The 13,488-nt window shown below is 67.4% G+C and carries 16 protein-coding genes; 8 read left to right on the top strand and 8 right to left on the bottom strand.

What is annotated here, in order from left to right:
• Positions 1–32: 32 nt before the first annotated feature.
• On the bottom strand, positions 33–1,727 hold the full coding sequence (locus LuPra_RS30450) for a SulP family inorganic anion transporter (protein ID WP_234800629.1): 1,695 nt from the start codon (positions 1,725–1,727) through the stop codon (positions 33–35).
• Positions 1,728–1,905: 178 nt separating this feature from the next.
• Between LuPra_RS30450 and purE the strand changes: the two genes are divergently transcribed.
• Together purE and LuPra_RS30440 are read left to right on the top strand one after the other, a co-directional pair.
• Positions 1,906–2,397: a 5-(carboxyamino)imidazole ribonucleotide mutase gene (gene purE / locus LuPra_RS30445; RefSeq protein WP_110174259.1), complete on the top strand. Its 492-nt coding sequence runs from the start codon at positions 1,906–1,908 to the stop codon at positions 2,395–2,397.
• Positions 2,394–3,533 carry a 5-(carboxyamino)imidazole ribonucleotide synthase gene (locus LuPra_RS30440; protein ID WP_110174258.1) on the top strand — a complete coding sequence of 380 codons (1,140 nt, stop codon included), beginning with the start codon at positions 2,394–2,396 and terminating at the stop codon, positions 3,531–3,533. The genes purE and LuPra_RS30440 overlap by 4 nt, the downstream gene beginning before the upstream one ends.
• A 179-nt stretch (positions 3,534–3,712) precedes the next feature.
• Here LuPra_RS30440 and LuPra_RS30435 read toward each other — a convergent pair whose 3' ends face one another.
• Genes LuPra_RS30435 through LuPra_RS30430 form a run of 3 tightly spaced genes read right to left on the bottom strand, consistent with a single transcriptional unit; the run spans position 3,713 to position 4,399 of the window.
• On the bottom strand, positions 3,713–3,991 hold the full coding sequence (locus tag LuPra_RS30435) for a putative toxin-antitoxin system toxin component, PIN family (protein WP_234800986.1): 279 nt from the start codon (positions 3,989–3,991) through the stop codon (positions 3,713–3,715).
• Between the two features lie 10 nt (positions 3,992–4,001).
• Complete coding sequence (locus tag LuPra_RS33555; protein WP_234800628.1) at positions 4,002–4,136, bottom strand: PIN domain-containing protein; 135 nt, start codon at positions 4,134–4,136, stop codon at positions 4,002–4,004.
• Entirely contained in the window at positions 4,133–4,399 is a 267-nt protein-coding gene (locus tag LuPra_RS30430) for a ribbon-helix-helix protein, CopG family (RefSeq protein WP_110174256.1), read from the bottom strand. The genes LuPra_RS33555 and LuPra_RS30430 overlap by 4 nt, the downstream gene beginning before the upstream one ends.
• Before the next feature lie 111 nt (positions 4,400–4,510).
• On the opposite strand from LuPra_RS30430, the gene LuPra_RS30425 reads away from it, so the two are divergent.
• The 3 genes from LuPra_RS30425 to LuPra_RS30415 all read left to right on the top strand — a co-directional run bounded on the left by LuPra_RS30425 (position 4,511) and on the right by LuPra_RS30415 (position 6,585).
• Positions 4,511–5,320 carry a DNA adenine methylase gene (locus tag LuPra_RS30425; protein ID WP_110174255.1) on the top strand — a complete coding sequence of 270 codons (810 nt, stop codon included), beginning with the start codon at positions 4,511–4,513 and terminating at the stop codon, positions 5,318–5,320.
• 3 nt (positions 5,321–5,323) lie between these two features.
• Positions 5,324–5,743 (top strand): PD-(D/E)XK nuclease superfamily protein, encoded by a 420-nt coding sequence (locus LuPra_RS30420; RefSeq protein WP_335340771.1) that lies wholly within the window; start codon positions 5,324–5,326, stop codon positions 5,741–5,743.
• Between the two features lie 128 nt (positions 5,744–5,871).
• Complete coding sequence (locus tag LuPra_RS30415; RefSeq protein ID WP_110174254.1) at positions 5,872–6,585, top strand: TFIIB-type zinc ribbon-containing protein; 714 nt, start codon at positions 5,872–5,874, stop codon at positions 6,583–6,585.
• 465 nt (positions 6,586–7,050) lie between these two features.
• On the opposite strand, the gene LuPra_RS30410 is transcribed toward LuPra_RS30415, so the two are convergent.
• Complete coding sequence (locus LuPra_RS30410; protein ID WP_157899873.1) at positions 7,051–7,209, bottom strand: hypothetical protein; 159 nt, start codon at positions 7,207–7,209, stop codon at positions 7,051–7,053.
• Between the two features lie 66 nt (positions 7,210–7,275).
• Between LuPra_RS30410 and LuPra_RS30405 the strand changes: the two genes are divergently transcribed.
• Genes LuPra_RS30405 through LuPra_RS30395 form a run of 3 tightly spaced genes read left to right on the top strand, consistent with a single transcriptional unit; the run spans position 7,276 to position 8,704 of the window.
• On the top strand, positions 7,276–7,839 hold the full coding sequence (locus LuPra_RS30405) for a HupE/UreJ family protein (protein WP_110174252.1): 564 nt from the start codon (positions 7,276–7,278) through the stop codon (positions 7,837–7,839).
• Entirely contained in the window at positions 7,836–8,345 is a 510-nt protein-coding gene (locus tag LuPra_RS30400) for a hypothetical protein (protein ID WP_110174251.1), read from the top strand. The genes LuPra_RS30405 and LuPra_RS30400 overlap by 4 nt, the downstream gene beginning before the upstream one ends.
• Positions 8,306–8,704 carry a hypothetical protein gene (locus LuPra_RS30395; RefSeq protein WP_157899872.1) on the top strand — a complete coding sequence of 133 codons (399 nt, stop codon included), beginning with the start codon at positions 8,306–8,308 and terminating at the stop codon, positions 8,702–8,704. The genes LuPra_RS30400 and LuPra_RS30395 overlap by 40 nt, the downstream gene beginning before the upstream one ends.
• A gap of 44 nt (positions 8,705–8,748) precedes the next feature.
• Here the strand turns inward: LuPra_RS30395 and LuPra_RS30390 are convergent, their stop codons facing one another.
• The 3 genes from LuPra_RS30390 to LuPra_RS30380 form a co-directional block, all read right to left on the bottom strand.
• Complete coding sequence (locus LuPra_RS30390) at positions 8,749–10,047, bottom strand: amidohydrolase/deacetylase family metallohydrolase (protein WP_234800626.1); 1,299 nt, start codon at positions 10,045–10,047, stop codon at positions 8,749–8,751.
• 315 nt (positions 10,048–10,362) lie between these two features.
• The gene (locus LuPra_RS30385; protein ID WP_110174249.1) at positions 10,363–11,694 is read right to left on the bottom strand and encodes a metal-dependent hydrolase family protein; all 1,332 of its coding nucleotides are present in this window, start codon (positions 11,692–11,694) and stop codon (positions 10,363–10,365) included.
• A 232-nt stretch (positions 11,695–11,926) separates the two neighbouring features.
• Positions 11,927–13,414, bottom strand: coding sequence for a sulfatase family protein (locus LuPra_RS30380; protein WP_110174248.1), 1,488 nt, complete (start codon positions 13,412–13,414; stop codon positions 11,927–11,929).
• Positions 13,415–13,488: the final 74 nt, after the last annotated feature.

Here is a 13,488-nt window from a genome sequence, read left to right as displayed (position 1 = left end):
GACCTGAGACCTGAGACCTGCGGCATGAGGCATCAGGCATGAGGCATCAATGAGCCGTGAATCTCCTTCGCGCGATTCAGCGCGTGCTGGACGCTTGGCGTGATGTTGTCGGCGCCGATGTGTTGGACGAAATTGGCCTGGCGCAGCATGCGGGCCGGCTGGTCGTGCGCGCCGCACAGCAACAGGTGCCGTCCCGACTGCTCGAGCCGGTCCGCCAACGACTCCAGGGCGTAGAGGCCCGTGGCGTCGATGGCCGTCATGTTCCGCAGCCGGACGATCACGATCGGCTGCAACTGCGAGAGATCCCGCGTCGCCAGCGCAAGCTTGTCGGTAGTTCCGAACAGGAACGGTCCGTGGATGCGGAGGATGCTGACGTAAGGCGGCACGTCCTGCAATTGCAGGCTGTGCATCTGCCCTTCCTCGATGTACTCGGGCGTGACGATGGACACTGAACTGGTCTCGGAGACGCGATAGACGTAGAGCAGGGCAGCGAGCACCATCCCCACCTCCACGGCGACGGTGAGGTCGGCCAGCACCGTCAACGCCAGCGTCACGAGCCACACCACGCGGTCCGTCTTCCCGAGCCGGACGACGCCCGGTATCTCGAACCACTCGCCCATGTTCCACGCCACCACGAACAGGACGGCGGCGAGCGTCGCCATCGGGATATGCCTGGCGAGTGGTGCTGCCACGAGCACGACCGCCAGGAGCGTCCCGGCGTGGACGAGGCCAGATACGGGCGAAACAGCACCTGCCTTGACGTTCGTGGCCGTGCGGGCGATCGCGCCAGTGACCGGGATGCCGCCGACAATCGGCACCAACAGGTTGGCCACCCCCTGCGCGAGCAACTCGGCGTGCGGGTTGTGGACGTCTCCGGTCATGCGATCGGCAACCGTCGCCGACAGCAGGCTCTCCACGGCGGACAGGAGCGCAACGGTCAGGGCTGCAGGCAGCAGCGGCAGGATCAGGTCGATCCGCAACTGCGGCACCGCGAACGTGGGCAATCCCGACGGGATGCCGCCAAACCGGGAGCCGACCGTCTCGACCACGCCGGGCATGAGCATGCTGGCGGCTGTGCCGGCCAACAGCGCCACGATCGCCCCAGGCACCCGCGGCAGCAGTCGCGGCACGATCAGGATGATCGCGAGTGAGGCGGCGGTGAACGCGACTGCGGGGCCGTGGGTCGTCGGCAGCGCATGCCGGTACGCCTCCATCCTCGCGATGAACTCGCCGGGCAAGGGCCCCATGGCCAGCCCGAGCGCATCCTTGATCTGCGTCGACGCGATGAGGATGGCGATGCCGTTGGTGAAGCCGATCAGGATCGGGCGCGGAATGAACTTGACGGCGGTGCCGAGGCCGGTGACGGCGAGGCCAACCAGCAGCACTCCCGCCATCATCGTGACCATCAACAGCCCCGAAAGGCCGTGCTGCGCGATGATCCCGGCGACGATGACGACGAAGGCGCCGGTCGGGCCGCCGATCTGGACACGCGAGCCGCCGAGCGCGGAGACCAGCAGTCCGCCGACGATGGCGGTGTACAGCCCGGCCTCTGGTGTCGTGCCCGAGGCGATGCCGAAAGCCATCGCCAATGGCAAGGCGACGAGCCCGACGGTCAGCCCGGCGACGACGTCCGATGTCAGCTGCCCGGCGGAATAGCCGTCACGCAGAACGTCGAGGAGCCGTGGCCGCAGACGGGAAGGATCGAGATCTTCCAGCAACGTACTCACATCACACATTGTGGATCGAGCCGCCTCTCGGCTCTGAGCCGTAAGGGCATGGCCCGTAGCCCTTAGGCGGTAGGCTGCAGGCCGCAGGCCGCGGGCGTTACGCCTCAGACCTGAGACCTGACGCATCCGGCATCAGGCATGAGGCGATGTCGCCCCTCGATATACTGCCCATACGACCATGCCAGACACGCAGCCGCTCGTCGGCGTCATCATGGGCAGCCGTTCCGACTGGGAGACCATGCGGCAGGCTGTTGAAGTCCTCGAGCAGTTCGGCGTCGCCTTCGAAGCGCGTGTCGTTTCCGCCCACCGCACGCCGGATCTGATGCGCGAGTACGCGAACGAGGCAGAGGGTCGCGGCCTCGAAGTGATCATTGCCGGCGCCGGTGGCGCTGCGCACCTGCCGGGCATGGTGGCGTCGCAGACGCTGTTGCCCGTAATCGGTGTTCCGGTGCAGAGCCGCGCCCTCAATGGGCTCGACTCACTGCTGTCGATCGTGCAGATGCCGGGTGGCGTTCCGGTGGCGACGATGGCGATCGGCACGGCTGGGGCCAGGAACGCGGGGCTGATGGCGGTGGCGATGCTCGCGGTGCGTCGCCCCGAACTGCGCGAGCAGCTTCGCGCGTTCCGTGAGCGGCAGGAGCAGGCCGTGCGCAGCGAGCCGCTCGAGTGACGCCGGCGATTCTTCCCGGCGCCACCATCGGTGTGCTTGGCAGCGGTCAGCTCGGGCGCATGTTCACGATCGCCGCGCGGCGGCTCGGCTACCGCGTGCACACCTTCTCGCCGGATCAGGATTCCCCGACGGGTCAGGTGGCCGATCACGAGGTGACGGCGTCGTACGACGATCTCGCGGCAGTCGCCGCCTTCGCGCGTCAGGTGTCAGCCGTCACATTCGAGTTCGAGAACGTGCCGTCCCGTACCGTCGACGCGCTCGGGAGTGACACCCTCGTGCGTCCGTCCGGGCACGCGTTGTACGTGACGCAGCACCGCGTGCGCGAGAAGCAATTCCTGGCGGGCGCCGGGATTCCCGTCGCGCCATTCGCGATCGTGCAGGATGCCGCCGCACTGGATAGTGGACTGGCGCGGGTCGGCGTGCCCGCGATCCTGAAGACCGCCAGTTTCGGCTATGACGGCAAGGGACAGGTGCGAGTCACCAACGCCGATGCGGCCGCCGCCGCGTGGGCGACGATCGGGTGGCAGCCGGCCGTGCTCGAAGCGGTCGTCGACTTTGCGTGCGAGGTGTCGGTGGTCGTGGCGCGGGGCGCCGACGGCGCGATGGTCGACTACGGCGCCATCGAGAACAGCCACCGCAACCACATCCTGGACGTCTCGGTGTGGCCGGCGCGCGTGCCAGCCGAGACCGCACGCAAGGCCGTCACGCTGGCGCGCGCCGCCTGTGAGGCGCTCGACCTCGTCGGCGTGCTGTGCGTGGAGATGTTTGTCACCCACGCCGGCGACGTGGTCGTGAACGAACTGGCGCCCCGGCCTCACAACTCTGGCCATTTGACCATCGACGCGCACGTGACCTGCCAGTTCGAGCAGCAGTTGCGCGCGGTGTGCGGGTTGCCCCTCGGCACCACCGCAGCGCGCGTGCCGGCCGCGGCCATGGCCAACCTGCTGGGCGACGTGTGGGCCGGCGGTGAGCCCGACTGGGCCGCCGCCCTGGCGATGCCAGGCGTGAAACTCCACCTGTACGGCAAAGTCGAGGCACGCCCCGGCCGGAAGATGGGTCACCTGACCGCCACCGCCTCGTCGCCGGACGAGGCGGAATCGCTGGTGCGCGAAGCCCGGCGCCTACTCACACGGTAGGGCCGGTAGTACCAGACGGGCCAGCAGCTTGTATCTGGGTTGCCCGCCCCGGTTGCTCCCTGTGCTCCTGCACTCGCGACCGAGTCAATGCTTGATGCGAAAGCCACTTTCCATGAGCACGGGCTTGGCTCACGTCAGATGCTTGCCACATCGACTCCCGATATGCCGCTCAAAAAACGTCAGAAGTTACCCGAATCCAGCCACGGCCCCTCGGCAACAAGCACAGCAGGTCGAAGGGTGCGAATGCCGCGGAACGGATCCAGCTTCAAGAGAGCGTTGTCGCCTGTTGCGATGTGCGTCGCGCCGCAGGTAACCGCGCACTCAAGGACGCGGTTGTCGTCAGAGTCTGAGCAATCAGCCAGCTCAATCTGGGGCTCGACCTCGGTCCAGAGCGCCGTCAGGCGCCTGTCGAGCTCGCGCAGCCTTCCAGCTTCCCAAGCAAAACGCTCCTCGAGCACCTCCAAGAGTTCACTCTTCAGAAAGGGGGGAGGAGTAGAGGGGGAATGCGCCGCCGCCCGCGGCAAGAAAAAGCGTTTGAGGAGCGCCGCCGAAAACGAACGCCGAAACGAGAACGTTTGTGTCAAAGACGACGCGGATGATCACCGGGCAGTGGTCTTGAGCCGCCTGCCGCGGCGAACTTCACGCACAGCCGAAACGGCATCGTCCTCACTCTTGACGCCGACAGCCGTTCCCTTGCTCTTGCCGTAATCGAGCAGCCCGCGCCAGCCCTCGCGCTCACGCTTGTAGGCGCGCAGCGCCTCGCGAACGAGCTCGCTCATCGTGCGGCTTTCCTCCTTGGCAAGACTCTCTGCTTCAGAGAGCATCTCTTCCGGGAGGGAGATTGAGAGGACCTTTGTGCTTCTCATACGCTTGCCTCGGTACTACTATTTATGAACTAGTCATACCACGGTGGCACGTGTTCAGCAACAGCGCAGGTGCATCCGACCTGCTTCAGAACAGAGCATTTCAAGCGTCTAATGCCAGCTGATGCCAAGACTCTCGAACCGCAGACCGCTCCGCAACCCCCGCTCAAATGGGCCGGCGGTAAGCGTTGGCAGGTGCCCTACCTCGAGCCTCTCTGGGCCCTGCATACTCGCCGGAGGCTCGTTGAGCCCTTTTGCGGCGGGCTAGCCGTCACGCTCGGTCTCCAGCCAGGCAGTGCCCTACTGAACGACGTCAACCCGCACGTGATCTCGTTCTACCGCTGGCTGAAGAAGGGCCTGAAGATCGGAACTCGCCTTGAAAACAACGAGGCCCTCTACTACCAGCACCGAGAACGTTTCAACGAACTGCTCCGGAATGGGGGAGGTGAGAGCGAAGAAGCTGCCGGCCTCTTCTACTTTCTGAACCGCACCGGCTACAACGGCCTCTGTCGCTTTAACCGTTCGGGCGAGTTCAACGTGCCATTTGGCTCGTATAAGACCATCAACTACACGCGCGACTTCTCGCCGTACCGCGCAGCCTTTGCCGCTTGGGATTTCACGACTGGCGACTTCGAGAAGATCGAGTTCGGCTCGGGCGATTTCGTTTACGCAGATCCACCCTACGACGTCGACTTCACGCACTACTCACAAGGCGGCTTCTCCTGGGAAGACCAGGTGCGAACCGCCACGCGTCTGGCGCGTCACCGAGGGCCCGTGGTCCTAGTGAACCAGGCGACGCCGCGCATAGTTGAGCTCTACCATGAGCTCGGCTACCAGCTCGACTACCTGAATGCTCCGCGTCGGATCTCCTGCACAGGAGACCGCTCCCCGGCGCGTGAAGTGCTTGCTAAAAGGAATCTCTGACGAATGGGACGAGAGACCACAACCGGCCGCGTGCTCGAGGAGATGATCCTTCCCGCGCTCAGGCGGGCCGGTTACACCTGGACCGAGCAGACTTGCATCGGCTGCCGTCCAGGCGGACGCAAGCACAAGGTCGATCTCGTTGTCAGCAGGGAAGGGCAGGACCGGGCGCTCCTGGTCTCGATGAAGTGGCAGGAGGCGAGCGGTACCGCGGAGCAGAAGGTCCCTTTTGAAGCGATGTGCCTCGCTGACGCCCTCAAAGAGGGCAGCTACGGCAAAGCCTACCTCGTGCTCGGCGGGCCTGGCTGGACGCTCCGCGACTGGTACGTTAGCGGGGCGCTACAAAAGCGTCTCGTGGGAGCGGATGACGTGCAGGTCGCGACACTCGAGGCGTTTGTGGCAAAGGCCAACCAGGGAAAGCTTTAGACCACAACTACACCACCGTGCCGAGATGGTTATGCGCCAGACGCGGACGCGCTGATGATCGCGGTGATGGCGTTCCCCTACCGAAAGGGCGCCCTGCTGCCGATTGGCCGGATGTGACGTCCGCTTCGATGTCTGCGACGGCGCTGTGCCCCGGCTGCGGGTACGCGATGGCTGCGGTGGGGCTCACCGCTCGGTACGGACGGACCGTACAGATCGACGTGTGCGACGGCTGCGGCGGCCTGTGGTTCGACGATGTCGAAAGTCAGCAACTCACGCCCGGCGCCACCCTGGCGCTGCTCGAGCGTGTCACGCTACGGCCGTCACGGGCGGTGCAGGGCCGAGCGCCGTGCCCACGCTGCCGGCAGACGCTGTTCGAAGTGCACGACCAGCAGCGCGCCACCAGGTTCACGTACCGGCGTTGTCCCTCCGGTCACGGCCGCTTCATCACCGCCTATCACTTCCTGCGCGAGAAGCACCTCGTGCGGGAACTGACGCTCGCCGAGATCGACGAAGTCCGGGCGCGCATCCAGCAGATCAACTGCGTCAATTGCGGCGCGCCGATCGGCCTGGCCGACGCCAGTGCGTGCGGCCATTGCGGTACGCCGGTCTCGATGGTCGATCCCCAGCAGCTGCGTCGCGAACTCGCGACGCTGCGTCTTGCCGACGCCGAAAACCGCGAGCTCGATCCGACGCTGCCGATCCGGCTCCTGGAAGCACGTGCCGCGACCGAGCGCGCCTGGGCGGGCATGGCCGGCGAGCGCTCGTGGATCGACGATCTCATGGCAGACGACGGCGGTATCGCGCAGGCCGCGGTACGGTTGCTCGGCATGCGCGCGAGATAGACGCAAGCAGCACTCGGGCGCCAATCCCGAATCCCGATTGCCAACTCTTCACTCCCGACTCCCCACTCCCGACTTCCGACTCCCGATTCCGCGATCCGTAGTCAGCTAACATGCCGTCATCCTGGCCACCGGCAGGCGGCCTTCGCGGGCGGCCCAGCCACCAAGTCGACCGATGCCGCTTGTCTCGTCGTCCATCCGGCGTGCGTGTGTCATGGCTGCGCTGGCGCTGCTCGCCGCGACGCACGTGGCGGCGCATGCAGGCTCGGTGGCCTTCTGGCGCATCACGCTGACCGGACCGAGCGCGCGTAGCGAGATCCTCCTTTCACCGGACGACGTGCGTCGGATGGCGCCCGGAGACGGGCCGATGGCGACCACTGGCGCTGTTGACGAGTCGCGACTCGCGGACGTGGCGGCTGCACTCCTCGCACATTTTGTAATCGAGCAGGACGGCGCTGCTGTCGCCGCTCACATCGTGAGTGCGCGCGTGCTGCCGTCCGGGTTGCTCCAGGTCGACCTGGGGTATTCGTCGGTCGACTCGTCCGGCGCGATCGCCGTGCGTGCGACCTTCCACGCCCTCACCGACGACACCCACCGCGTGATCACGCGAATCCAACGCAACGGCATCGTTACGCCACTCGTGTTCGACGTGACCACGCCGCGACATGCCTTGCAGGCACTGCCGCGCACGTCATGGCGGGACGGTGTCGCTCCGGCGGGTCGACGCGAGCGATGCTGCTGCTCGGCATCGAACACATCCTCGCCGGCTACGACCACCTGGTGTTCCTCGGGTGCCTGCTCCTGGCCGGTGGCACCTGGCGATCGCGGCTCGGCATCGCCTCGGCGTTCACCGTCGCGCACAGCATCACGCTGATCCTGGCGGCGGTGCGAATCGTGAATCCGCCGGCGGGCTTCGTCGAGCCGGCCATTGCCGTCACGATTGCGTACGTCGCGCTCGAGAACCTGATCGGCGATCCGCACCGGTCGCGGTGGCCGACCGCCTTCGGCTTCGGTCTCATTCACGGCTTCGGCTTCGCGGGCATGCTCGACGTGCTCGACCTGCCGGCACGCCAGTGGTTCGCTGCCGTGCTTGCGTTCAACGTCGGCGTGGAGATCGGTCAAGTCGCCGTCGTGGCCGTCGCGATGCCACTCGTCATCGCCATCACGAGATCGTCCTGGCACCCGCGGGTCGTGCGGTACGCGTCCTCTGCAGTGCTTGGACTGTCAGGTCTGTGGTTCGTGGAGCGCATGCAATGATCGATACCTCCGTTCCATCCGTCCCGTCTGGTCGCCGACGCGTTCGCGGTCGGGCCGGCGCGCTGTTGCCGATGGCGGCGGGCGTGGTCCTGGCGGCGCTGTATTTCTACACGGCGTCGGCAGCCACCGACGGCCGGCTGCGCGTCACGGTGGTCGAGCGTGGCTCGGCGACGCCGACGCCGGTGCGCGTCCGCATCACTGACGACGACGGGCGGCCGATCAGCAAGGCACCGCTGGGCGCGCTGACTCTTCCAGGAGAAGCGCTCGGCGTGCCGAAGGAAGCCCTCGCCATCATGGGGGGACACGACGACCAGGCCGGCGGCTACGCCACCCAGCCGGATGGCGCGTTCTACGTCGATGCCCCGTTCGAGGTGCGGCTACCGCCGGGGACGTACCGAATCGCGTTGTCGAAGGGTTACGAGTGCACGTCGTCGTCGAGGCGAGGGGACATGCCACCGATGTGCCGTTGCGCGACCTCGAGCTGGTGGTGCACGGCGAGGTCGTGAAGACGGTGTCGGTGCAGGAGCCGGGGCAGTCGAGCGAGCGGCTGCGCCTGACGCACGATCTGCGCGTCGGCGCCCATGGGCTCTGGATTCCGGCGCGAGCGCGTGGCGGCCCGACCCAGGCCGCCCACACGACCCCGGTCTACGTACGTGCCAACGGCACGGGGTTCGAGAACCCGGCGACGGCGCAGCGATACCTCCAGTTGTCCGAGAGCTACCTCCGCGAGATCGAGACCGAGCTGGCCACGCCCGGCACCGCCGTCAACGACCAGCTCTCGCGCGGGCGCGACGGGATCGTGCAACGGATCGCCGAGACACGCGCGATCCTCGCCCAATTCCAGCAGGGTCGCGCTGCACGCTGAGGCCTGGATCGGCCGGGCTCGGAGAGCCGGCCCTACCGCTCCCGTTACGGGCGCGGCGGCACGATGATGCGGTCGACGTCGCGCACGCCGTAGGTCGGCGGCAGTTCGCGATAGTCCGTTCCCGATCGCGCGTTCCAGTCCCAGACGACGCGACCGGCCCGCAGCGTCATCTCGCAGGCCAGCCGTCGATCGCCTGCCAGCGTCCCGCGGGCGCCGTCGGCGTACCCGAAGCGCCCATCGAGCACCCGCAGCACCGCGATGTCGGCTTCGGCTCCCACCGACAAGTGGCCGAGCTCCAGGCGCTTGATCACCCTGGCGGGCGTGTCGGTCGACGCCTGCACCACCTTCTGCAACGGCATCCCCACGACGAGGAACTTCGACATCGTCATCAGCATGTCGGTCATCCCGGCGTTCATGCTGCCGGTGTGCAGGTCCGTCGAGATGGTGTCCGGATAGAAGCCGGCACGCGTAGCCGGCACCATTGTGCGGAAGACGAAACTGCCGCCACCGTGGCCGACGTCGAACAGCACGCCCCGCGCGCGTGCCTGCGTCAGGTAGTCGAGCACCTTGCCATCGGCATCCACGTAAGGAACTGGACCGCGGAACATGTGCGTGCTGATGTCGCCGGGCCGCAGGTGCTCGCCTACGAGCTTGTAGTACGGCCGCTCCTCGCGGAAGTAGCCGAAGTCGACCATGACCGGCACGCCGGCGGTGCGACCCGCTTCCACGGCGCGGTCCACGGACACCCACTCGGGGCCCTGGTAATGGGCCGACTTGATGCCGACCACGACGTCGCGGTGGCGACCGGCCATGTCCGCGGTGGCCTTTGCGTCCATGTCGTGGATGTTCTGCTCCGGCACGTCGGTCAGCATGCCGAACCCGGCGATATTGAGCATGGCGAGGACACGTGTGCTGGCGCGGTCGATCACGGTGCGCCGGAAGTCCTCGAAGTTGCGCCACCCGGAGCTTCCGGCGTCCACCATCGTCGTGACGCCGGTCCGGAAGCTGAAGCCGTCTGGCAGGACGCTGCTGTCCCCCGCCCAGGCGCCGCGGACACCGGTCGTGGCGAAAACGTGGACATGGAGGTCGATCAGCCCCGGCGTGACATAGAGGCCGCCGACGTCGACGACCTGCTTTGCCGTGCCCGGGTCGATGCCCGCCCGTACCGCGGCGATCTTCCCGCCCGCCACGGCGACGTCCATGACGGCGTCGATGCCGTTGCGTGGGTCGATGACGTGCCCACCCCTGAGCAGCACGTCGTAGGTGGCCTGCGCCTCGACACGCATGACCATCACCAGAAGGACGGCCAGGGCGGCCAGGACGCGGAATCGCGGAGCGTGCATGGACAGTTCACCTCGTGAGCGGGACATCGGTCGGGCCGTAGTGTAGATCCCGATTGTGGGCAGACACCTGACGCCGGCGTGAGGCTGCGGCCAACGAATCGTTGACGCTCGCTCCCGCGGCCTCCTGCACTCCACGCCTCCCCATTTTGTCGGCGGCCAGGACCGTTCAACAGGATTGGGCCGCCCTCCCCGAGGGCGGCTCAGGCCCGACGCGCGCGCCACCGCGTGGGCGTGTGGGACCAGACGAATCCGAAAATCGACTGGGCGCTGCCCGCGACCGAGCGCCCATCGCGCCCGCGGCGTGCCGCCCAGGCGCTACTCCACGACGCGGCCTGCCTGCATCACCATCCGGACTCGACGCACCGCGCCGATCTCGCGAAGTGGGTCGCCCTCCACGGCCACCAGGTCGGCCAGCAACCCCTCTCGAATCGCGCCCAGCTTGTCATCGAGGCCGAGGATCCGCGCGTTGCCGCTCGTGGCCGAGCGCAGCGAGGCCGCCGGGGACATCCCCGCCGCAACGAGCAGTTCGATCTCCCAGGCATTCTCGCCGTGCGCGAACACGCCCGCGTCTCCGCCCACGCAGATCGGCACGCCGGCGGCAATCGCCGCGTGGAGTCCCTCGCGTTTCTGGACCATGCGCGGCGTCTGGGCCTGGCCGGGCTTCCAGCCCGCGTATCGGGCCGTCGCTTCGACGGCGGCGAGCGTAGGGCAGAAGCCGATCTGCCGGTCGGCCATCAGCCGCCAGACGTCGGGCGTGCCAGCGTCGCCGTGCTCGATCGTCGCAACGCCCGCCATCGCTGCGCGCCGCATCCCCTCGGTGGTCGCGGCATGGGCAGCGACCTTCCGGCCACTTGCTGCCGCCACCTCGACGAGTGTGCGGAGTTCCGCTTCGGTGAAGGTCGGCCGCGCCTCGCCGTTCACGCCCCAGCGATAGTCGGCGTAGACCTTGAGCCAGTCGGCGCCATGCCCGATCTGGGTGCGTGCCGCCTTCGTCAGTCCGTCGGCGCCGTCTGCTTCTTCGGCTCCCTGCGGTACCTCCCACTCGCTTGCAAAACCCGCGGGCCCGTAGCTACCAGACGCGACGATGGCCTTCGATGCGATCAGGAGCCGGGGTCCAGGGATGATCCCCTGTTCGATCGCCTGTCTCAGACCGTGATCGGCGAAGCCCGCGCCTTCGGTGCCGAGGTCACGCGCCGTCGTGAACCCGGCGCGTAGCGTTGCCCGTGCGTGGTTGACTGCTCGCGCCGTGCGCAGGCTGAGCGACTCCTTGAGCACCTGGTCGTTCCACGGGGTCTGGTCGTACGGGTGCAAGAACAGGTGGGTGTGACCCTCGATCATGCCGGGCATCAGCGTCGCCCCGGGCAGTTCGACACGACGCGCATCCGCGGGCACGGTCACCCCATCACGCGGACCCACAGCGGCGATGCGATCGCCGCGCACGAGCACCACCCAGCCGGCATGTGCCGTGTCTTCGGTGCCGACAAACACCCGATCGGGCGCGAGGAGCACGACAGTGTCGGCCGGACCCGCTGGCACGCGCTGCGCGCGTGCAGGTTCTGGCACGACCGACGGCAGCGTGAACGCGATGGTCAGGAGGGCAGATGGGAGTCGGAACCGGAATCGGCGTGCGCCGTCAGGCTGGGCCATGCCGGCAGCCTAGCACCGGCGTCCAAGAGCCGCGCAATGCCGGAATGCCGCGAATGCCGGAATGTCGAAAGCAACCACCCCGACATCCCGCTCGGCGATTCCCGATTCCCGATTCCCGATTCCGACTCCCGATCCGTCGACCTGAAGGTCGACGGCTACGTTAGGCGTAACCCCCTGTCCCAGCGGCCCGGTGCCCGGTGTCCGGTGCCCGATCCACGATCGGCGCGTGCAACTACCCGCCGAAGTATTTCTTGACGATCCAGTCCGGCTGCCATTGATCGGGCTCGCGGGCCGTGCCGGTCAGATCGATACCTGGCGGCTGACGGTTCGTGGCGGGAACAGGTGCCGCATCCCCCAGCCGCGACTGCCACGTGCGCATCAGTGCCTGCAGGCGTGCCACTTCACCGGCGTACTCGGGCCGCTCGATCAGGTTCGTGATTTCATGCGGGTCGCCGCGCAGGTCGAACAACTGCAGGTGCCCAAGCTTGGGGTAGGCGATGAGCTTCCAGCGCTCGTCGCGCACTGCCCGCTGCGTGGCCATGTACGCGAGAAAGAGCGAGTCGCGCGTGCGCTCGACACGACCCTCCCACACGGGCTGCAGCGACGAACCCTCGACGCCCGCTGGCGACGCGACACCTGCCAGTCCGGTGATCGTCGGGAAGAGATCGTGCACGTAGGAGAAGGCCTGGCTGCTCCGGCCGGCCGGCACACCAGGCCCGGTGATCATCATCGGGACTCGCGTGCTGTGCTCGTAGACGCTCTGCTTGCCAAGCAGTCCGTGACTGCCGAGGGCGAGGCCGTTGTCGGCAACGAACACCACGATGGTGTCGCCTCCGTGCCCTGACGCCTCGAGCGCATCGAGGATGCGGCGGATCTGGCCGTCGAGGTGCGTCACCATGCCGTAGTACTCGGCCAGTTGGCCGCGCACCAAGGCCTCGGTGCGTGGCCACGCGCCGAGGTTCTCGTCGCGGCCACCACGCATGGCGCCGTTGTCGAACGGGAACTGCGGCAGGAAGTTCGCCGGCAGCGGCGGCAGGCTGTCGTAGTAGGCCTCACGGAACGCTGGCGGGGGCTGGCGAGGGTCGTGCGGGGCGGTGAAGGCGACGTAGGCGAAGAACGGCGCCGGCCCCTTGTGCTCGCGCAGGAACGCGATGGCGGAATCGGCAAACAGCTCGCTCGAGAAGGTGGTCTCGACGCGTGCCGCCGTCAGCTGGCCGTTGGGCCCGAGATCCTTCACGGGCACCTTCGTGTGGTCCGACATGCCGCCGAACATCACCGTGCGCCCCCGCTGGAACGCACGCAGCCATGAGGCTTCGCCGTTGTGCCACTTGCCGGTGCCGAACGTCACGTAGCCGGCCCGACCGAGCAGCTCTGGCAGGAGCGGCGCGTTGGACAGCGTGGTTGTCTCCACATGGAAGTGCGTGCGACCGCTCATCAGCATCGCGCGGCTCGCGACGCACACGGCGCCGCTGTCGCCGCCGAAGACGTACGCGTTGCGGAAGCTGAAACCGCGGCGGGCCAGGTCGTCGAGTGTAGGCGTTCGAATGTGCGGGTTGCCGTGCGCGGCAATCGTGTCGGCGCGCATGTCGTCGGCGAAGAGGAACAGGAAGTTCGGCCGCCGAGGCGCTTGCGGCTGCGGCGCAGGCTGTTCGGCGCGCATCAGCCCCAGCCCCGCCACCGCCACGGCGATCCCAGTGGCAAGGATCTTCAGGAGGCGCATAGGCCGAGTGTACTCATTAACGCCTAACGCCTAACGCCTAACGCGAGCGATTCCCGATTCCTTACCCGGTACCC

Origin of the sequence: Luteitalea pratensis (assembly GCF_001618865.1) — a bacterium.
Classification (GTDB): domain Bacteria; phylum Acidobacteriota; class Vicinamibacteria; order Vicinamibacterales; family Vicinamibacteraceae; genus Luteitalea; species Luteitalea pratensis.
This window is presented reverse-complemented; position numbering and strand designations above follow the sequence as displayed.

Coding starts and splice junctions, on each gene's coding strand:
- LuPra_RS30415 (WP_110174254.1), top strand. CDS start 5,872: ATGTCTGCGACGGCGCTGTGCCCCGGCTGCGGGTACGCGATGGCTGCG.
- LuPra_RS30385 (WP_110174249.1), bottom strand. CDS start 11,694: ATGGCCCAGCCTGACGGCGCACGCCGATTCCGGTTCCGACTCCCATCT.
- LuPra_RS30380 (WP_110174248.1), bottom strand. CDS start 13,414: ATGCGCCTCCTGAAGATCCTTGCCACTGGGATCGCCGTGGCGGTGGCG.
- LuPra_RS30400 (WP_110174251.1), top strand. CDS start 7,836: ATGATCGATACCTCCGTTCCATCCGTCCCGTCTGGTCGCCGACGCGTT.
- LuPra_RS30390 (WP_234800626.1), bottom strand. CDS start 10,047: ATGCACGCTCCGCGATTCCGCGTCCTGGCCGCCCTGGCCGTCCTTCTG.
- LuPra_RS30405 (WP_110174252.1), top strand. CDS start 7,276: ATGGCGGGACGGTGTCGCTCCGGCGGGTCGACGCGAGCGATGCTGCTG.
- LuPra_RS30425 (WP_110174255.1), top strand. CDS start 4,511: ATGCCAGCTGATGCCAAGACTCTCGAACCGCAGACCGCTCCGCAACCC.
- purE (WP_110174259.1), top strand. CDS start 1,906: ATGCCAGACACGCAGCCGCTCGTCGGCGTCATCATGGGCAGCCGTTCC.
- LuPra_RS30430 (WP_110174256.1), bottom strand. CDS start 4,399: ATGAGAAGCACAAAGGTCCTCTCAATCTCCCTCCCGGAAGAGATGCTC.
- LuPra_RS30410 (WP_157899873.1), bottom strand. CDS start 7,209: ATGCCGTTGCGTTGGATTCGCGTGATCACGCGGTGGGTGTCGTCGGTG.
- LuPra_RS30420 (WP_335340771.1), top strand. CDS start 5,324: ATGGGACGAGAGACCACAACCGGCCGCGTGCTCGAGGAGATGATCCTT.